Raw genomic sequence first — 18,697 nt, forward strand, 5'->3', positions numbered from 1 at the left:
CGAACAGTCTATTGTAATATAATGGAAAGTCAGTTATGGTACCTATAGAAAAATCAAATCTGTCTGAAGTTAAGAATATATGCAAGAAACTATACCAAAAAATGGATTTTCAAGGTTATCCTGGATTTAAAAATGATCTAAATAGTTGGGTAGCAAGTCATGTACAAGAACTAGCAAGTGAAGAAGATGCTTTTCTAAAGATGATGACTGGTGAGTATTCATTTTTAGAGAATCTTAAAGAAATCTTGGATAATTTCGTAGATGAAGAACCTAGATTAGCGGAGTATCTAAAAAAATCCTACGACAAGATTGATTCTGAACTGAGAAAGAAAATAATTGATTTAAAAAACGTTTCGGTATGCCCGTATTGTAATCGTAATTATATAAACTCGACCTATAAAGTGTTTACATGTAATAACTGTAATCAAGATTTATTGGTAATCGACGGGACTGAAAAAGAATGTCCGGGTTGCAAACAAGAAATTAAGGGCCAGACTAAAGTAGTAAATACTGCTCAACTAGACCATTTTTTTCCAAAAGACAGCTATCCACTGTTTGCTGTTTCATTTTATAATTTAATTCCTAGTTGCTATAGTTGCAATCATGTGAAATTAAATGAGGATTTAAAACATAGTCCTTATGATAGCAGTTTTCCATTCGATGATGTAAAGTTTACATACATTCCAAAGTCTGTCGATGAGATTAAAATCAAAATTGATTCCCATGATATTGACTTTAAAAATGGAATTCGTATTTTGGGTATAGAGGAGCTATATCAGAGCCACATTGATGTAGTCAATGAATTGATTTGGAAAAAAGAAGTATATACAAAGAGTTATAGAGATGGTTTGTCAAGAATCTTAAATCAAACAAATTTTGAATTGAGCAAGGCTGAGGTTAATCGCTTTATAACAGGTCACTACACAGATAAAGATAATTATGGGAAAAGACCACTTTCAAAAATGGTTACAGATATTAGCAAAGAAATTGGACTAATAGGGGAAGAGGAATGAAATTAATTGCTTTGGTTATTAAACAGTATAATGAGCTTTTTAAGAATCAGATTTTTAATTTTTCAGACGAATATAAAGTTGATTTTAACTTTGAAGCGAATGAACTTAAAGTTGATAAAAATCCAGACTATATTGAAAACTTTTATGGAGAGTCTATTTATAATATTTCACCAATAGTTGGGATAAATGGGACTGGGAAGACAACAGTTTTAAACATAATTAGTGATTACTCACCAGATAAATTCGAACAAGACCCTGATAATCAATATTTTTTCCTTTTTGAACTTGGAAAACAAGAAGACAAAGTAAGATTTAAGGTTTCTTACAATAATTTATTAGTTGATGCTAATGGAAATCAAAACAGGAGTTTTAATTATATTCTAGAAGATAATTCTGAGCCTCAAAAAATCCTATACGTTAATTTGCAAAATAAGGGAGGAGGAACTATCGGATATAGGACAACGTTGAATCAAGAAGGATTGGCAATGTTTATAAACTCATATCTGTGGTTAAACGATCGTAAAATTATTAGTTCAGTCTTATCTTGTTCATTAGAGATTGAACCCTATGGTTTAAATGATTATACTAACTCAATTCCAAGAGGGATAAATGCCATAGGTTTTTTTATATATAAGTCCATACATAATATTTTTTATGAAGAAGATGAATTTATAAAGAAACTATTATCTGAATCTTTAGTGTCTAAATGTGAAAAATACTTAAAGGAAGATGTTTCTGATTATGAGAGTTATGGATTTGATTTACTTTTAGAGATAGTAAAAGAATTAGATAAAAATGAAGTAAAGGATGAAACAAGGAAAATTAGAAAAGAGTATGTTGAATCAATAATTACTATTGCTAATATTTTTATAGAAATCCGAGAAAATGGTTCTTTAGTTGATAGTAATTCTTCTGCAATTTTGTTAAAATACACCAATAATAATAGATTTTTATTTGAGAAGCTTAATAGCAGACTACTTCAGTATACAAAATCAAAAGAATTAATGAGTAGTTTATGTTTTAACTTAAATGAAAATATTAATAATTATCTTTTGGTAAAAGAGACTCCTAATTATCATATGTCAACTGGGGAAGGGAACTTAATTGAAATATTTTCTCAACTTTTTTCATATTTACTGATGTACGAAAAAAATAATGAGGATATTATACTTCTAGTTGATGAATTAGAAACAGGTATGCACCTTGAATGGTCTAGAAAATTAATTAAAATTCTTATTGATAATCTTTCTGAAATATTAGAAGACGAGGGAAAGGGTAGGAGGATTCAACTCATCTTCACAACCCACTCCCCTTACATGCTTTCAGATATTAAACCAGGAAATGTGATTATGCTTGAAAAGAATCAAGAAACTGGATATTCAGAAGGTAAAGTTCTTCAAAATACTTTCGCTAAGAATATCCAAGAAATTATGAAGGATAATTTGATCGATAACATTTATGGTGATTTTGCTTTAGCAAAGATTGATTCTATGATAAGTATACTGAATGGAGAAGAAGTGCAAGAAGGAAATGAAGAAGAACTATTAAAAGAAATTCATTTAATCAGGGAGCCTATTCTTCGTAATAAATTATTAGAGATGTATGATAAGAAATACAATACCTCAGAATTTAGTATTGAAAAAGAACTTCGGAAGTTGAATCTCAATGAGGAACAGCGTCAGCAGGTCAGAGAAATGGTCAAAACAAATAATAGGACAGTTGATACGGAAATTTGATATGAATTTTTAAAATATTGGAGTGATTAAAGTAGATAACTAAAAAATTAGAACGGAGTATTATCTTCTAAGATATATGCTCTCTCCATATTTACTCAGCTTTTTTGTTTGAATAGAGAAATACCTATTTGTGTGGTTTATTTTAAAGGATGTAATGAGTATGTTTTGGTCTCTGAGATTGCTACAATACTTAAACTAGCTCAGGTAGCAGAGCCATCTGCTGAATACAAGTGATAAAGTAACAAGGAAAGGTTTTTGCTTTAGCGAGTGCAAGCTAGTCAGAATTGTGGTAAAATAGATAAGATATGACTAAAGAATTTCATCATGTAACGGTCATGCTCCATGAAACCATTGATATGCTTGATGTAAAACCTGACGGTATTTACGTTGATGCGACCTTGGGTGGAGCAGGCCATAGCGAGTATTTATTAAGTAAATTAAGTGAAAAGGGGCATCTCTATGCCTTTGACCAAGACCAGAATGCCATTGACAATGCGCAAAAACGTCTGGCGTCTTATATAGAAAAAGGAATGGTTACCTTCATCAAGGACAACTTCCGTCATTTGCAAGCACGTTTGCAGGAAGCAGGTGTAGAAGAAATTGATGGCATTTGTTATGACTTAGGTGTTTCGAGCCCGCAATTGGATCAACGTGAACGTGGTTTTTCTTATAAGAAGGATGCGCCACTGGATATGCGGATGAACCAGGAAGCTAGCTTGACAGCTTATGAGGTTGTCAATCATTATGAATATCATGACTTGGTGCGAATCTTTTTCAAATATGGAGAAGACAAGTTTTCCAAACAGATCGCTCGGAAGATTGAACAGGCGCGTGAGCTGAAGCCGATTGAGACCACGACAGAATTGGCCGAGATTATCAAGTCTGCTAAGCCAGCCAAGGAACTCAAGAAAAAAGGTCATCCTGCCAAGCAAATTTTTCAAGCTATCCGTATTGAAGTCAATGATGAACTTGGGGCTGCAGATGAGTCCATCCAACAAGCTATGGAATTACTAGCAGTGGACGGAAGAATATCTGTCATTACCTTTCATTCACTGGAAGATCGTTTGACCAAGCAATTGTTCAAGGAAGCTTCAACAGTAGAAGTGCCAAAAGGCTTACCTTTCATCCCAGATGATTTTAAGCCCAAGATGGAATTAGTCTCTCGCAAACCGATTCTACCAAGCAAGGAGGAGTTGGAGGCCAATAATCGTTCCCACTCAGCCAAGTTACGAGTAGCTCGAAAAATTCATAAGTAAGGGGATAAAATGGTAGAAAAAAGAGAAACAACGAGCCAATTACTGCAAGCTCGTATCAAGAGATTTTCACGTGTTGAGAAGGCCTTTTACCTTTCGATTGCCATTACAGCTCTTGTCTTAGCCATCAGTGTGGTCTATATGCAAACCAAGCTCCTGCAAGTTCAAAGTGATTTGACAACTGTCAACAGACAGATTGAGGAGAAAAAGACGGAGCTAGACGATGCCAAGCAAGAGGTCAATGAATTGATTCGCTCAGAACGTCTGGCGGGTGTTGCGGATTCGCAAGACTTGCAATTAAACAATGGAAATATCCGATCGGCGGAGTAATATATGAAAACATGGAAAGAAAAAATAGTACACTTTGCCATTAAGAATCGCAGAACTCCTCTAGAAAACCGCAGACGAGTTGGAAAAAGCCTTAGTCTCTGGGCTGTCATTCTCTTTGCTGTTTTTTTGGTTAACTTTGCGGTGATTATTGGTACGGGAAAGAAGTTTGGTGTTGACCTGGTCAAAGAAGCTTATAAGGTTCATCAAACAACTCGAACAGTCCCTGCTAAGAGGGGAACCATTTATGATCGTAATGGAACTCCGATTGCAGAAGATGCAACCTCCTACAATGTTTATGCGGTCATTGATAAAGATTATAAGTCTGCGAATGGAGATATTCTATATGTTGAGGAATCTCAGTACAATAAGGTAGCCGAAATTTTCCATAAGTACTTGGATATGGAGGAGACCTACGTCAAAGATCAACTCTCTCAACCCAATCTCAAACAGGTTTCCTTTGGTACTAAAGGAAATGGGATTACCTACGCAAATATGATGTCCATAAAAAAGGATCTAGAAGCTGCCAAGGTTGAGGGAGTGGACTTTACCACAAGCCCCAATCGAAGTTATCCAAATGGGAAATTTGCTTCATCCTTCATTGGTCTAGCCCAGCTTCATGAAAATGAAGATGGTTCAAAGAGCCTTATTGGCACATCTGGTATTGAAAGCTCCTTGAATAGATTGTTAGCAGGGACAGATGGTATTATTACCTATGAAAAGGATCGTTTGGGGAATATCGTTCCAGGTACGGAACAAGTCACTCGACAAACCGTAGATGGAAAAGATGTCTACACGACCATATCTAGTCCTTTGCAATCTTTTATGGAAAGCCAAATGGATGCCTTCCAGGAAAAAGTGAAAGGCAAGTACATGACTGCGACCTTGGTTAGCGCCAAGACAGGAGAAATTCTGGCCACGACTCAAAGGCCGACCTTTGATGCTGATACCAAAGAAGGGATTACAGAGGACTTTGTCTGGCGTGATATCCTTTACCAAAGTAACTATGAACCAGGTTCAACCATGAAGGTCATGACCTTAGCAGCAGCTATAGATAACAATACCTTCCCTGGAGGAGAATATTTCAACAGTAGTGAACTGAAGGTGGCGGATGCTACCATCAAAGACTGGGATGTCAATGAAGGTCTTACTAGTGGTGGAATGATGACCTTCTCGCAAGGTTTTGCTCACTCTAGTAACATCGGTATGACTCTCCTTGAGCAGAAAATGGGTGATGCTACTTGGTTAGACTATCTCAATCGTTTCAAATTTGGAGTTCCGACTCGGTTTGGGATGAGTGAAGAGTATGCTGGTCAACTCCCTGAAGATAATATCGTTAATATTGCCATGAGTTCCTTTGGTCAAGGGATTTCTGTTACGCAAACCCAGATGCTTCGTGCCTTTACGGCTATTGCCAACGACGGGGTTATGCTAGAGCCTAAATTTATCAGTGCTCTTTATGATCCAAATGATCAAACAGTACGTAAGTCACAAAAGGAAGTTGTGGGAAATCCTGTGTCCAAGGAAGCAGCTAGCCTGACTCGAGACCACATGGTGATGGTTGGTACAGATCCTGCCTATGGTACAATGTACAATCATAGTACAGGGAAAGGGACAATCAACGTTCCTGGCTATAATGTGGCATTGAAATCAGGGACTGCCCAGATTGCGGATGAACAAAATGGAGGTTATCTAAAAGGTTCAACCAACTATATTTTCTCAGTTGTCTCTATGCACCCAGCTGAAAATCCAGATTTCATCCTCTATGTGACCGTTCAACAGCCAGAACATTACTCAGGAATACAGTTAGGAGAATTTGCCAACCCTATTCTGGAAAGAGCTTCAGCAATGAAAGATACACTCAATCTTCAATCAACAGCCAAAAGCTTGGATCAGGTAACATCTACAACTAGTTATGCCATGCCAGAAATGAAGGATTATAGCCCTGGAGATCTAGCTGAAGAACTCCGTCGTAACCTTGTACAACCAATTGTTATCGGTTCAGGAACAAAAATCAAAGAAAGCTCTGTAGCAGAAGGAACCAATCTAGACGCCAATCAGCAAATCTTACTCCTTTCAGATAAGGTAGAAGAGATGCCTGACTTATATGGCTGGTCTAAGAAAAATGTTGAAACCTTTGCCAAATGGCTGAATATCCAAGTTGAGTTTGAAGGCACAGGAGAAACTGTTAAAAAGCAAAGTGTTCGTGCCAATACAGCTTTAAAAGATTTACAGAAAATAAAAATAACATTAGGAGATTAGAATGCTTATTTCTATCTTTGCTGGAGTGATTGCCTTTATTCTAACAGTCATAGGAATTCCAGCCTTTATCCGTTTTTACCATAAAGCACAGATTACCGGTCAACAGATGCATGAGGATGTCAAACAACACCAAGCAAAAGCCGGGACCCCAACAATGGGGGGACTCGTCTTTCTCCTAGCAGGAGTTTTAGTTAGTCTGGTTCTTGCTCTCGTGACTAATCAATTAACCAATAATGTCGGAATGATCCTCTTTATCTTGGTCTTATATGGTTTGGTCGGTTTCTTGGATGATTTCCTCAAGGTTTTCCGCAAAATCAATGAAGGACTTAATCCTAAACAGAAGCTCTTGCTTCAGTTGGTCGGAGGAGTTATCTTCTATTTTTTCTATGAAAGAGGAGGAGATATCTTAAATGTATTTGGTTATCCCTTGCATTTAGGTGTTCTGTATATTTTCTTTGCCCTCTTTTGGTTGGTCGGTTTTTCAAATGCAGTTAACCTGACTGATGGAATCGATGGCTTGGCAAGTATTTCGGTGGTGATTAGTTTATCTGCCTACGGAGTGATTGCCTATGTGCAAAATCAGCTCGATATCTTACTAGTGATTGTAGCTATGATTGGTGGTCTTCTTGGCTTCTTTGTCTTTAACCACAAGCCTGCTAAAGTTTTCATGGGAGATGTAGGTAGCCTAGCCCTTGGAGGGATGTTAGCGGCTATTTCTATGGCACTGAACCAAGAATGGACGCTGCTTTTGATTGGTCTGGTGTATGTTTTTGAAACAACATCTGTTATGATGCAAGTCACCTACTTTAAGTTAACTGGAGGAAAACGTATCTTCCGTATGACACCAGTTCACCATCATTTTGAGTTGGGAGGCTTTTCTGGGAAAGGTCAAGCTTGGAGTGAGTGGAAGGTCGACTTCTTTTTCTGGGGAGTGGGCTTGCTCGCTAGTCTCTTGACTTTGGCTTTCATATATTGGTTCTAAAAAGAGAATGTGGAATCATCAGATAGAGAAGGATTAAGTTCCTTCTCTTTTTCTATTTCCATCAGTTTATTGCATCTCCATCTCAAAAATAGGTAAATTTATGGTAAAATGGAAATAGAAAGTTGAAATGATGAGTTATTTTAAAAAGTATAGATTTGACAAATCCAAGTTTAAATTAGGAATGCGAACTTTCAAGACAGGGATCGCTGTTTTTTTAGTCCTCATGATTTTTGGTTTTTTTGGTTGGAAAGGACTTCAGATTGGAGCCTTGACTGCGGTTTTTAGTTTAAGAGAAGACTTTGACAAGAGTGTTCATTTTGGTACTTCTCGTATTCTCGGAAATAGTATCGGTGGTTTTTATGCCCTGATTTTCTTTCTCTTAAATAATCTTTTTCACGGAGCCTTCTGGGTAACCCTCCTTGTTGTTCCAATTTGCACCATGTTAACCATTATGACAAATGTTGCTATGAACAATAAAGCAGGTGTTATCGGTGGAGTTGCGGCTATGTTGATTATTACCTTATCAATTCCAAGCGGTGAGACAGTTTTGTACGTGTTTGCCCGAGTTTTTGAAACATTTATGGGTGTTTTTGTGGCAATTCTTGTAAATTACGATATTGATCGTTTACGAAGTATTTTAGAGAAAAAAGAAAAATAATGTTATAAGATATAACATTATTGATTGACGATTGAATTTTTTTAGACTATAATAGACAGAAAGAAGGAAGTGTACATGAAGGAAAAAGAATTTCGTCGCAATATGGCAGTTTTCCCTATTGGCAGTGTTATGAAGTTGACCGATCTTTCGGCGCGCCAGATTCGTTATTATGAAGATCAGGAGTTGATTAAGCCTGATCGAAACGAAGGTAATCGCCGGATGTATTCTTTGAATGACATGGATCGATTGCTTGAGATTAAAGATTATATCTCTGAAGGTCTTAACATTGCTGCCATCAAGAAAAAATATGCTGAACGTGAGGCGAAGTCTAAAAAAACAGTGAGTCAAACTGAAGTACGAAGAGCACTTCGGAATGAAGTTCTCCAACAAAGTCGCTTTGCTTCTCAACAATCACCTTTTGGTCGCGGTTAGGCAACCGCAAGTCGTCATATATAAGGAGAAAAACCATGCCAATCACAGCTGCAGATATTCGTCGTGAAGTTAAGGAAAAAAATGTAACCTTTATCCGTCTCATGTTTTCAGATATTTTGGGAACTATGAAAAACGTCGAAATTCCTGCTACAGATGAACAACTAGACAAGGTCTTGTCAAACAAGGCTATGTTTGATGGATCTTCTATTGAAGGGTTTGTTCGTATCAACGAATCAGATATGTACCTATACCCTGACCTGGACACTTGGACAGTCTTTCCTTGGGGAGATGAGAATGGTAGTGTCGCAGGATTGATTTGTGATGTCTATACAACGGAAGGGGAACCATTTGCGGGAGACCCTCGTGGAAACCTCAAACGTGCTCTTCGTCACATGGAAAAAGTAGGATTCAAATCTTTCAACCTTGGTCCGGAACCAGAATTCTTCCTATTCAAGCTTGATGAAAATGGAGACCCAACTCTTGAAGTAAATGACAAGGGTGGTTACTTTGATTTGGCGCCTACAGACCTTGCCGATAATACCCGTCGTGAAATTGTAAATGTCTTGACTAAAATGGGATTTGAAGTAGAGGCTAGTCACCACGAAGTTGCTGTAGGTCAACATGAGATTGACTTTAAGTACGATGAAGTTCTTCGTGCATGTGACAAGATTCAAATCTTTAAACTTGTTGTAAAGACAATTGCGCGTAAACATGGTTTGTATGCAACCTTTATGGCTAAACCTAAATTTGGTATCGCTGGTTCAGGGATGCACTGCAATATGTCCTTGTTTGATGCTGAAGGGAATAATGCCTTCTTTGATCCAAATGATCCAAAAGGAATGCAATTGTCAGAAACAGCCTATCATTTCCTTGGTGGTTTGATCAAGCACGCCTACAACTACACAGCTATTATGAACCCAACAGTAAATTCATACAAACGTTTGGTTCCAGGATTCGAAGCTCCTGTCTACATTGCTTGGGCTGGTCGTAACCGTTCCCCACTTGTCCGTGTACCGGCTACACGTGGTATGGGAACTCGACTTGAGTTGCGCTCAGTTGACCCAATGGCTAATCCATATATCGCAATGGCTGTTCTTTTGGAAGTTGGTTTGCACGGTATTGAAAACAAAATCGAAGCACCAGCGCCAATCGAAGAAAACATCTATATCATGACTGCAGAAGAGCGTAAAGAGGCTGGTATCACAGATCTTCCATCAACTCTTCACAACGCTTTGAAGGCTATGACAGAAGACGAAGTGGTTAAAGCAGCTCTAGGTGAACACATCTACACTAGCTTCCTTGAAGCCAAACGAATTGAGTGGGCAAGCTATGCAACCTTCGTTTCACAATGGGAAATTGATAACTACCTAGATCTATACTAATGATAAATCAGAAAGATTGTCCGTGAGGACGATCTTTTTTTTCTTGCATTTTATATCGAGCTGTGATATATTGTATATAACGAGGTGCGATATATCGAACTAAATAGGAGGTCTGATTAAATGGAATTAACAGATAAGATTAGGCGTGTCTACCTTCCCATGACTGAAACGGGTTTTTATATTCTATTCTGTCTGCAAAAGGAGAACCATGGTTATGGTATTACACAAAAGGTCAAAGAGATGACAGATTCGCAAGTATCGATTAGTCCTGGAACTATGTATGGAACCCTATCGAAGATGGAAAAGGATGGTTTGCTTTCCTTTGTCCGAGAAGAGGAAAAACGTAAAATCTATCAGATAACAGGCTTGGGTCGAAAAGTTTTAGAGATTGAGTTGAAACGTATTGAGCGGCTCTACAGAAACAGTCGGGAGGAGCTTTGATGGAAAAGAAAGTTGTTTATAGAATTGCTACCATTGCGGATTATGATAGAGAGGCTCTCTATCTCAGAGAAATGCATGCTCAGGGCTGGAAACTTAAGGAAGTAAGTTATTCTAACTTAGTAGTTGCGGTTAAGTATACTTTTGAAAAGTGCCAACCGGAGCAGGTGGTTTATCAGTTGGACTTTTATCCTATGAAAAAGTCAGAGAGAGCTTCCTATTTACAACTATTTAAAGATTGTGGCTGGGAGCATATTACAGACTTTAATGGTTTTTCCTACTTTAGAAAGCTTTATTCTGGAGTTGAGTCGGATGCCGAGTTTGAAATTTATAATGACGCGGCCGGGAAGTTAGCAATGGTCAAGAAGATTTTAACAATGCGGATGCTTCCTATTTTGCTTCTCTTTTCAGCGCTACTACCGGTTTTCTCAAAGTTACTCAGCGGAAGAGGTTATTTCAGTTGGGGAATGTTTTTGATTGTTATCATAGACTGTACTTTATTGATAGTTTTCGCGATTCAGATTTCTTATATTTTTTGGAGATTGTTTCAAAAGTGGAAAGAATTATCTGATAAATAAAACCATTTTGGAGGTTAGACAATGAATAGCAAAGTACAATTTCGAATGTTTACCATTTTTGATTTGGATAAGGTAGAAGATTATTTGCATGAGATGCATTTGAAAGGTTGGAAATTTAAATCGAATCGTTTTGGCTTTTTCTATTTTGAACAATGCCGACCAGATGATGTGATTTACCGTGTGTGGAATACTAGCTACCTTAGAAAAAATGAGGTAGATTTACAAAGTATTAAGGATAGAGGATGGGAATTTGTGGGAAATTGTTCTTATTCTGTTTTTCGAAAAACAACTTGTGATGTAGATTTAAATGATCAATCTTTCATGGACAATCGTCTTCAATGGGCTGATGTGAAATCTAGACTTCGTACATCTACAGTTTCTATCTCTGGCGGTCTAGTTATTTGTATGAGCTTGTTTCGCGAAAGTCTCTCTCAATCTTTCTTCCTTATTTTTGCCCTTTATGCCCTCATGATTTCTTACCTAATCTATAGTTTTTACAGACTTAAAAAGAAATATCTTGAGAATGTAAGATGATTTTCTAGGTCCTCAGACTGATTTTTAGCACTCTTGGCAAAAGAGTGCTAATTTTTTGAGTTTTTGTCTTGACATTCTTTACTAAGGGTGTATAATAGAATCATAAGTTAGCACTTGTATGTGTCGAGTGCTAAAAAGATCTATCAGAGAGGAGTAGCGAGATGGTTACAGAACGTCAGCAGAATATTTTAAATCTGATTATTGACATCTTTACCAAAACGCACGAACCTGTTGGATCTAAGGCCTTGCAAGAGTCTATCAACTCTAGTAGTGCTACCATTCGAAATGATATGGCAGTTTTAGAAAAGCAAGGTTTACTTGAAAAGGCTCATACTTCCAGTGGTCGGATGCCGAGTGTGGCTGGTTTTCAATACTATGTCAAACACTCCCTATCCTTTGACCGTTTAGCTGAAAATCAAGTTTATGAGATTGTAAAAGCCTTTGATCAAGAATTCTTCAAGCTTGAGGATATTCTTCAAGAGGCAACGAAAATTTTGTCAGACTTGAGTGGTTGTACGGTTGTAGCGCTGGATGTAGAACCAAGTAGGCAGAAGCTAACAGCTTTTGATATTGTTGTCCTCGGGCAACATACAGCTCTTGCTGTTTTTACGCTTGATGAGTCTAGAACAGTTACCAGTCAGTTTTTGATTCCGAGAAATTTCTTGCAGGAGGATTTAAATCGCCTCAAGACCATGATTCAAGAACGTTTCCTGGATCAGACTGTTTTGGATATTCACTACAAGATTCGGACAGAGATTCCGCAAATTATCCAACGTTACTTCACAACAACGGATAACGTTATGGATCTCGTTGAGCATATTTTTAAAGAGATGTTCAATGAAAATATCGTGGTTTCTGGCAAAGTCAATCTTCTGAATTTCGCAAATCTAGCAGCTTATCAGTTTTTTGATCAGCCACAAAAGGTTGCTTTGGAGATTCGAGAGAATCTGATTGGCGACCAGATGCAAAGTGTCCGAGTTGCGGATAGCAAAGAATCTTGTCTTGCTGACTTAGCAGTGATTAGCAGTAAGTTCCTGATTCCCTATCGTGGATTTGGAATTCTTGCGATTATTGGTCCTGTTAATCTGGATTACCAACAATTGGTCAATCAACTTAATGTTGTCAATCGAGTTTTGACTATGAAGTTGACGGATTTTTACCGCTATCTCAGCAGTAATCACTATGAAGTGAATTAAGATTGAAATCATTAAAGGAGGCGAAAATGACCCAAGATATAAAAAATGAAGAAGTAAAAGAAGAGGAAGTTGTTGAACCAGTAGAAGAAACAACTCCTGAGAAGTCTGAATTGGACTTGGCAAATGAACGTGCCGAAGAGTTTGAAAACAAATACCTTCGTGCTCATGCAGAAATGCAAAACATTCAGCGACGTGTCAACGAAGAACGCCAACTCTTGCAACGCTATCGCAGTCAAGATTTGGCGAAAGCAATCTTGCCGTCACTGGATAACCTTGAACGTGCCCTTGCCGTCGAAGGGTTGACAGATGATGTGAAGAAGGGCTTGGAAATGGTCCAAGAAAGTTTGGTACATGCTCTGAAAGAAGAAGGAATTGAAGAAATTCCAGCAGATGGTGAATTTGACCATAACTATCACATGGCTATTCAAACAGTTCCAGCAGATGACGAACATCCAGCAGATACCATCGCACAAGTCTTCCAAAAAGGATACAAACTCCATGACCGCATCCTAAGACCGGCAATGGTAGTTGTTTATAACTAGGCAATTCTGACGGTAGCTAAAGCAACTCGTCAGAAAACGGCAATCGCTATGGCGTTTGCCTAGCCTCCTTACTAACTCGTCGTCGAAATAATATCGATTTCGACTTCTCGTGTCGTAACATTCATAATAAAAATCTTGTCCGAAATGACACTAAACTATGAAAGAAAGATAAGAAACGGTTCGGCTTTACCAATAGTGAGCGTAGCGAACCAAAGGCGATACTCTTCGCCGTGGCGGTATTTTCGCAAACTTTGAGACCTGAGGCTCAAAGTTTAGTCAAAGAGATTGACGAAGTCAAGCTCTGACGGCGTCGCCACTTAAGAAGAGTATCAAAAAGAAAAAAAGAATATAAAATTTAAGGAGAAAAACATATGTCTAAAATTATCGGTATTGACTTAGGTACAACAAACTCAGCAGTTGCAGTTCTTGAAGGAACTGAAAGCAAAATCATTGCAAACCCAGAAGGAAACCGTACAACTCCATCTGTAGTGTCATTCAAAAACGGTGAAATCATCGTTGGTGACGCTGCAAAACGTCAAGCAGTAACAAACCCAGATACAGTTATCTCTATCAAATCTAAGATGGGTACTTCTGAAAAAGTTTCTGCTAACGGTAAAGAATACACTCCACAAGAAATCTCAGCTATGATTCTTCAATACTTGAAAGGTTACGCTGAAGACTACCTTGGTGAAAAAGTAACCAAAGCAGTTATCACAGTTCCAGCTTACTTCAACGATGCACAACGTCAAGCAACTAAAGATGCTGGTAAAATCGCTGGTCTTGAAGTAGAACGTATCGTCAACGAACCAACTGCAGCAGCCCTTGCTTACGGTTTGGACAAGACAGATAAAGAAGAAAAAATCTTGGTATTTGACCTTGGTGGTGGTACATTTGACGTATCTATCCTTGAATTGGGTGACGGTGTCTTTGATGTATTGGCAACTGCAGGGGACAACAAACTCGGTGGTGACGACTTTGACCAAAAAATTATCGACCACTTGGTAGCAGAATTCAAGAAAGAAAACGGCATTGATTTGTCAACAGACAAGATGGCTCTTCAACGTTTGAAAGACGCAGCTGAAAAAGCGAAGAAAGACCTTTCTGGTGTAACTTCAACACAAATCAGCTTGCCATTCATCACTGCTGGTGAAGCTGGACCTCTTCACTTGGAAATGACTTTGACTCGTGCGAAATTTGACGATTTGACTCGTGACCTTGTAGAACGTACAAAAGTTCCAGTTCGCCAAGCCCTTTCTGATGCAGGCTTGAGCTTGTCAGATATCGACGAAGTGATCCTTGTCGGTGGTTCAACTCGTATCCCTGCCGTTGTAGAAGCTGTTAAGGCTGAAACTGGTAAAGAACCAAATAAATCAGTGAACCCTGATGAAGTTGTTGCTATGGGTGCTGCTATCCAAGGTGGTGTGATCACAGGTGATGTGAAAGACGTTGTCCTTCTTGACGTAACACCATTGTCACTTGGTATTGAAACAATGGGTGGAGTCTTTACAAAACTCATCGACCGCAACACTACAATTCCAACTTCTAAATCACAAGTCTTCTCAACTGCAGCAGACAACCAACCAGCCGTTGATATCCACGTTCTTCAAGGTGAACGCCCAATGGCAGCAGATAACAAGACTCTTGGACGTTTCCAATTGACAGATATCCCTGCTGCACCTCGTGGTATCCCACAAATCGAAGTTACATTTGACATCGATAAGAACGGTATCGTATCTGTTAAGGCCAAAGACCTTGGAACTCAAAAAGAACAAACAATTGTTATCCAATCTAACTCAGGTTTGACAGACGAAGAAATCGACCGCATGATGAAAGATGCAGAAGCTAACGCTGAAGCAGATAAGAAACGTAAGGAAGAAGTTGACCTTCGTAACGAAGTAGACCAAGCTATCTTTGCGACTGAAAAGACAATCAAAGAAACTGAAGGTAAAGGCTTCGATGCAGAACGTGATGCTGCCCAAGCTGCCCTCGATGAGCTTAAGAAAGCCCAAGAAGACAACAACTTGGACGAAATGAAAGCAAAACTTGAAGCATTGAACGAAAAAGCTCAAGGACTTGCCGTTAAACTCTACGAACAAGCCGCAGCAGCGCAACAAGCCCAAGCAGGAGCAGAAGGCGCACAAGCAACAGGAAACGCAGGCGATGACGTCGTAGACGGAGAGTTTACGGAGAAATAGGAGGAGTTATTTTTGGATAATGTAGCAGATATTATGAAAACGTTATTTTGGTATGTCATTATCTACGGAAGTTTGATTCTTATTGCCTATCCTGTTAAAGAAGGTGGAGATAAGACATTACTGGGTATGAAACCAAAATATTTACTTCAAAAATTTCTAGAACTAATGGCATTTCCCATTGCTATAGGTATTCTAGTAAATGTACTAAGTTAAATGAGTCCAATCACAGGGGTTGATAAACCAACCTCTGTTTTTCGGTAAAATAGAGGATGTTGCGAATGAAAAAAGTACTTTGTATCATTTATCCTAATTTTTCTCTTTATGAAATAACCGCTTTAACGAGTACTTTAGCTCTGTCTTTTGACGTCACGATTGATTATGTCGCTTCAGATCATTCGATAGTGGTCTCTGAGGATGATTTGCCCTGTCAACCGACGAAAACACTAGATCAAATAAATCTAGAAGATTATTCTTGTGTCATTTTGCCAGGAATGGTAAATATAGGACCTGCTCTACGCGATGAGAAATTGATTTCGTTCTTGAGGGACCTTGGTGAGCAAGATATCCTCATTGCAGCCATTTCTTCAGCGCCTCTTTTATTGGCGAAAGCAGGCTTGTTGAATGACACGAAATTTACAGGTGGGATTTGGCAAAACTTCTTTGACTATTTTGAATTTCTTCCACGTGAGAATTTCCAACCGAAAGTGGTTGTACAAGATAAAAAAATCATTACAGCTATCGGTTTTGCACATCAAGAGTTTGCAAGAAAAGTGATTCTTAGTCTAGGGTTGGCAGAAAATACGGACAACTATTTTAAAGAACAGAACGAGTACGCAGAAGAGGATTTGATATTTACTCTATCAGATGAAGAGTTTGATCAAGTGAAGCGAAGTATAGAAAGCACCCTCTAAAGATTTGCTTAAAAATTATAGAAAGGAACAAAGAGTGTTCGGGGAATTGAACCCGAGTTCTAAAGTTTCTTACTCAATATGAAAGAAAGGAATTGAACCCGACCTACATCGAGGTTTGATTCACAACATTAATAGAAAGGAACAAAGGTGTTCGGGGAATTGAACCCGAGTTCTCAATATGAAAGAAAGGAATTGAACCCGACCTACATCGAGGTTTGATTTACAACATTAATAGAAAGGAACAAAGGTGTTCGCAACTGAACACGGGCTACGGACTGTGCCAAAAAGATAGTTTTTTCTAGGACGCAAGCGTCCGTCGTCAAAACTCCTATTTTGGCTGTGTCCGTTTGACGCCCTTTGTATCTTGAATTATGAACAATACTGAATTTTACGACCGTTTGGGCGTTTCAAAGAATGCATCTCAAGATGAAATCAAGAAAGCCTATCGGAAATTATCTAAAAAATATCACCCAGATATCAACAAGGATCCTGGTGCTGAGGACAAGTACAAGGAAGTTCAAGAAGCTTATGAAACTTTGAGCGATGAACAGAAACGTGCTGCCTATGACCAATATGGTGCTGCTGGCGCCAATGGTGGTTTTGGTGGTGCTGGCGGTTTCGGAGGCTTCGACGGAGCAGGTGGCTTTGGCGGATTTGAAGATATCTTCTCAAGCTTCTTTGGTGGTGGCGGTGGATCACGTAATCCAAACGCCCCTCGTCAAGGTGACGACCTCCAGTATCGCGTTCATTTGACTTTTGAAGAAGCTATTTTTGGCACAGAAAAGGAAGTCAAATACAATCGTGAAGCAAGCTGTCGTACTTGTAATGGATCTGGTGCTAAACCTGGAACAAGTCCAGTTACTTGTGGACGCTGTCATGGTTCAGGTGTGATCAATGTTGATACCCAAACACCTCTCGGTATGATGCGTCGCCAAGTAACCTGTGATGTCTGTCATGGCCGTGGTCAAGAAATCAAAGATCCATGTACAACCTGTCATGGAACTGGTCATGAAAAACAAGCCCATAGCGTACACGTAAAAATCCCTGCTGGTGTGGAAACAGGTCAACAGATCCGCCTAGCTGGTCAAGGTGAAGCCGGCTTTAATGGTGGTCCTTATGGTGACTTGTACGTGGTGGTTTCAGTTGAAGCTAGTGATAAGTTTGAACGTGAAGGAACCACTATCTTCTATAATCTGAACCTTAACTTTGTCCAAGCAGCACTTGGTGATACAGTAGACATCCCTACAGTTCATGGTGATGTAGAATTAGTCATTCCAGAAGGAACTCAGACTGGTAAACGATTCCGCCTACGTGGTAAAGGTGCGCCTAGCCTTCGTGGAGGTGCCCTTGGTGACCAATACGTTACTGTCAATGTTGTTACCCCAACAGGTTTGAATGACCGCCAAAAAGCAGCCTTGAAAGAATTCGCAGCTGCAGGTGATTTAAAAGTAAATCCAAAGAAAAAAGGCTTCTTTGACCATATTAAGGATGCCTTTGAAGGAGAATAAATCATAAAGTAAAAAGAGCCTTCGGGCTCTTTTTCGTGCAATCGTTAGAATTTTAGCATGGGAGAAATCATTTTCCGACTGGTCTGTTATTGATATTTTTGAGTGAGTAAGCCAGCCTCATCCATCTCCTGGATGAGTTGCTTGAATTCCGCTTCCTTGCCAGGTTTCACGGTGACGGTATCAATGTGCTTAATTGTCGAATTATCCTGAATACCCACCAAGGTCAAAGCTTTTTCATAGAATGCGATTCCCTTTTTCATGCTTTCCGAATCCTGCCAAGAGAGAATAAAGAAAGAAGGATTTGATTTTTTTCCGATTTCTTGGAAATACTTCCTGCTCTCCCCCTCTAAAAATTGGAATAAACCATGATTGAATAAGTTGTCCTCTACTGAATAGTAGGAAATATCTCCTGTGTTTAGGACATAGACTTTGAGTCGGTTTTTAGTGAGGTTTGGACTTTCTTTTAGGACTTGGTGGCTATTGACAACATCATCAGAGAAAGTCACATAAAAATCTAAGCCTCCACCCTCGAATTGATAGCTACCATTTGATTCTACTTTCTCAGGAGGCAGGTCAAGGGAGATGAAGATTTGTTTTAAGGCTTCATTTCCTTTTTTGATGTCACTCGGTGAGGCCTTGAACAGATTGGTCAGTATTAGAAATGCCAGGGCTGCAAGAAGGCAGAGACCACCACAAATGATCAGGATGATACGCGTCAGAACTTTAAAAAACTGTTTCATTTTCATGCCC

The 18,697-nt window shown here is 38.8% G+C and carries 19 protein-coding genes; 18 read left to right on the forward strand and 1 reads right to left on the reverse strand.

Features of this window, described 5'->3' with window-relative positions; all coding sequences use genetic code 11:
• Positions 1-35 precede the first annotated feature (35 nt).
• The 18 genes from QM450_RS06590 (at position 36) to dnaJ (ending at position 17,947) form a co-directional block, all read left to right on the forward strand.
• Positions 36-1,013: a hypothetical protein gene (locus tag QM450_RS06590; RefSeq protein WP_414320053.1), complete on the forward strand. Its 978-nt coding sequence runs from the start codon at positions 36-38 to the stop codon at positions 1,011-1,013.
• Complete coding sequence (locus QM450_RS06595) at positions 1,010-2,749, forward strand: AAA family ATPase (protein ID WP_414320054.1); 1,740 nt, start codon at positions 1,010-1,012, stop codon at positions 2,747-2,749. The genes QM450_RS06590 and QM450_RS06595 overlap by 4 nt, the downstream gene beginning before the upstream one ends.
• Before the next feature lie 305 nt (positions 2,750-3,054).
• Positions 3,055-4,005, forward strand: a complete 951-nt coding sequence (rsmH, locus tag QM450_RS06600) for a 16S rRNA (cytosine(1402)-N(4))-methyltransferase RsmH (RefSeq protein WP_414320055.1) — start codon at positions 3,055-3,057, stop codon at positions 4,003-4,005.
• 9 nt (positions 4,006-4,014) lie between these two features.
• On the forward strand, positions 4,015-4,332 hold the full coding sequence (gene ftsL, locus QM450_RS06605) for a cell division protein FtsL (RefSeq protein WP_075231548.1): 318 nt from the start codon (positions 4,015-4,017) through the stop codon (positions 4,330-4,332).
• 3 nt (positions 4,333-4,335) lie between these two features.
• Positions 4,336-6,591 carry a penicillin-binding protein PBP2X gene (gene pbp2X / locus QM450_RS06610; protein ID WP_414320056.1) on the forward strand — a complete coding sequence of 752 codons (2,256 nt, stop codon included), beginning with the start codon at positions 4,336-4,338 and terminating at the stop codon, positions 6,589-6,591.
• A gap of 1 nt (position 6,592) precedes the next feature.
• Positions 6,593-7,573, forward strand: coding sequence for a phospho-N-acetylmuramoyl-pentapeptide-transferase (gene mraY, locus QM450_RS06615; protein ID WP_414320057.1), 981 nt, complete (start codon positions 6,593-6,595; stop codon positions 7,571-7,573).
• Between the two features lie 130 nt (positions 7,574-7,703).
• Positions 7,704-8,231, forward strand: a complete 528-nt coding sequence (locus tag QM450_RS06620; RefSeq protein ID WP_414320058.1) for an FUSC family protein — start codon at positions 7,704-7,706, stop codon at positions 8,229-8,231.
• A 75-nt stretch (positions 8,232-8,306) separates the two neighbouring features.
• Positions 8,307-8,663: a transcriptional repressor GlnR gene (gene glnR / locus QM450_RS06625; protein ID WP_303943532.1), complete on the forward strand. Its 357-nt coding sequence runs from the start codon at positions 8,307-8,309 to the stop codon at positions 8,661-8,663.
• A gap of 35 nt (positions 8,664-8,698) precedes the next feature.
• Positions 8,699-10,045, forward strand: coding sequence for a type I glutamate--ammonia ligase (gene glnA / locus QM450_RS06630; RefSeq protein WP_414320059.1), 1,347 nt, complete (start codon positions 8,699-8,701; stop codon positions 10,043-10,045).
• Between the two features lie 120 nt (positions 10,046-10,165).
• Positions 10,166-10,486, forward strand: coding sequence for a PadR family transcriptional regulator (locus QM450_RS06635; protein ID WP_414320060.1), 321 nt, complete (start codon positions 10,166-10,168; stop codon positions 10,484-10,486).
• Complete coding sequence (locus QM450_RS06640; protein WP_414320061.1) at positions 10,486-11,061, forward strand: DUF2812 domain-containing protein; 576 nt, start codon at positions 10,486-10,488, stop codon at positions 11,059-11,061. The genes QM450_RS06635 and QM450_RS06640 overlap by 1 nt, the downstream gene beginning before the upstream one ends.
• Positions 11,062-11,082: 21 nt before the next feature.
• On the forward strand, positions 11,083-11,595 hold the full coding sequence (locus tag QM450_RS06645; RefSeq protein WP_414320062.1) for a DUF2812 domain-containing protein: 513 nt from the start codon (positions 11,083-11,085) through the stop codon (positions 11,593-11,595).
• A gap of 161 nt (positions 11,596-11,756) precedes the next feature.
• Positions 11,757-12,791, forward strand: a complete 1,035-nt coding sequence (gene hrcA / locus QM450_RS06650; RefSeq protein WP_414320063.1) for a heat-inducible transcriptional repressor HrcA — start codon at positions 11,757-11,759, stop codon at positions 12,789-12,791.
• Between the two features lie 26 nt (positions 12,792-12,817).
• Complete coding sequence (gene grpE, locus QM450_RS06655) at positions 12,818-13,333, forward strand: nucleotide exchange factor GrpE (protein ID WP_414320064.1); 516 nt, start codon at positions 12,818-12,820, stop codon at positions 13,331-13,333.
• 371 nt (positions 13,334-13,704) lie between these two features.
• The gene (gene dnaK / locus QM450_RS06660; protein WP_281335183.1) at positions 13,705-15,528 is read left to right on the forward strand and encodes a molecular chaperone DnaK; all 1,824 of its coding nucleotides are present in this window, start codon (positions 13,705-13,707) and stop codon (positions 15,526-15,528) included.
• A 12-nt stretch (positions 15,529-15,540) separates the two neighbouring features.
• Positions 15,541-15,741 (forward strand): hypothetical protein, encoded by a 201-nt coding sequence (locus QM450_RS06665; protein WP_023917214.1) that lies wholly within the window; start codon positions 15,541-15,543, stop codon positions 15,739-15,741.
• A gap of 65 nt (positions 15,742-15,806) precedes the next feature.
• Entirely contained in the window at positions 15,807-16,439 is a 633-nt protein-coding gene (locus tag QM450_RS06670) for a DJ-1/PfpI family protein (RefSeq protein ID WP_414320065.1), read from the forward strand.
• A 371-nt stretch (positions 16,440-16,810) separates the two neighbouring features.
• Complete coding sequence (gene dnaJ / locus QM450_RS06675; protein ID WP_414320066.1) at positions 16,811-17,947, forward strand: molecular chaperone DnaJ; 1,137 nt, start codon at positions 16,811-16,813, stop codon at positions 17,945-17,947.
• 86 nt (positions 17,948-18,033) lie between these two features.
• Here the strand turns inward: dnaJ and QM450_RS06680 are convergent, their stop codons facing one another.
• Positions 18,034-18,687, reverse strand: a complete 654-nt coding sequence (locus tag QM450_RS06680) for a hypothetical protein (RefSeq protein WP_414320067.1) — start codon at positions 18,685-18,687, stop codon at positions 18,034-18,036.
• Between the last annotated feature and the right edge of the window lie 10 nt (positions 18,688-18,697).

Origin of the sequence: Streptococcus infantis (assembly GCF_047464615.1) — a bacterium.
Lineage (GTDB): Bacteria > Bacillota > Bacilli > Lactobacillales > Streptococcaceae > Streptococcus > Streptococcus infantis_Y.

Coding starts and splice junctions, on each gene's coding strand:
- QM450_RS06590 (WP_414320053.1), top strand. CDS start 36: ATGGTACCTATAGAAAAATCAAATCTGTCTGAAGTTAAGAATATATGC.
- QM450_RS06595 (WP_414320054.1), top strand. CDS start 1,010: ATGAAATTAATTGCTTTGGTTATTAAACAGTATAATGAGCTTTTTAAG.
- rsmH (WP_414320055.1), top strand. CDS start 3,055: ATGACTAAAGAATTTCATCATGTAACGGTCATGCTCCATGAAACCATT.
- ftsL (WP_075231548.1), top strand. CDS start 4,015: ATGGTAGAAAAAAGAGAAACAACGAGCCAATTACTGCAAGCTCGTATC.
- pbp2X (WP_414320056.1), top strand. CDS start 4,336: ATGAAAACATGGAAAGAAAAAATAGTACACTTTGCCATTAAGAATCGC.
- mraY (WP_414320057.1), top strand. CDS start 6,593: ATGCTTATTTCTATCTTTGCTGGAGTGATTGCCTTTATTCTAACAGTC.
- QM450_RS06620 (WP_414320058.1), top strand. CDS start 7,704: ATGAGTTATTTTAAAAAGTATAGATTTGACAAATCCAAGTTTAAATTA.
- glnR (WP_303943532.1), top strand. CDS start 8,307: ATGAAGGAAAAAGAATTTCGTCGCAATATGGCAGTTTTCCCTATTGGC.
- glnA (WP_414320059.1), top strand. CDS start 8,699: ATGCCAATCACAGCTGCAGATATTCGTCGTGAAGTTAAGGAAAAAAAT.
- QM450_RS06635 (WP_414320060.1), top strand. CDS start 10,166: ATGGAATTAACAGATAAGATTAGGCGTGTCTACCTTCCCATGACTGAA.
- QM450_RS06640 (WP_414320061.1), top strand. CDS start 10,486: ATGGAAAAGAAAGTTGTTTATAGAATTGCTACCATTGCGGATTATGAT.
- QM450_RS06645 (WP_414320062.1), top strand. CDS start 11,083: ATGAATAGCAAAGTACAATTTCGAATGTTTACCATTTTTGATTTGGAT.
- hrcA (WP_414320063.1), top strand. CDS start 11,757: ATGGTTACAGAACGTCAGCAGAATATTTTAAATCTGATTATTGACATC.
- grpE (WP_414320064.1), top strand. CDS start 12,818: ATGACCCAAGATATAAAAAATGAAGAAGTAAAAGAAGAGGAAGTTGTT.
- dnaK (WP_281335183.1), top strand. CDS start 13,705: ATGTCTAAAATTATCGGTATTGACTTAGGTACAACAAACTCAGCAGTT.
- QM450_RS06670 (WP_414320065.1), top strand. CDS start 15,807: ATGAAAAAAGTACTTTGTATCATTTATCCTAATTTTTCTCTTTATGAA.
- dnaJ (WP_414320066.1), top strand. CDS start 16,811: ATGAACAATACTGAATTTTACGACCGTTTGGGCGTTTCAAAGAATGCA.
- QM450_RS06680 (WP_414320067.1), bottom strand. CDS start 18,687: ATGAAACAGTTTTTTAAAGTTCTGACGCGTATCATCCTGATCATTTGT.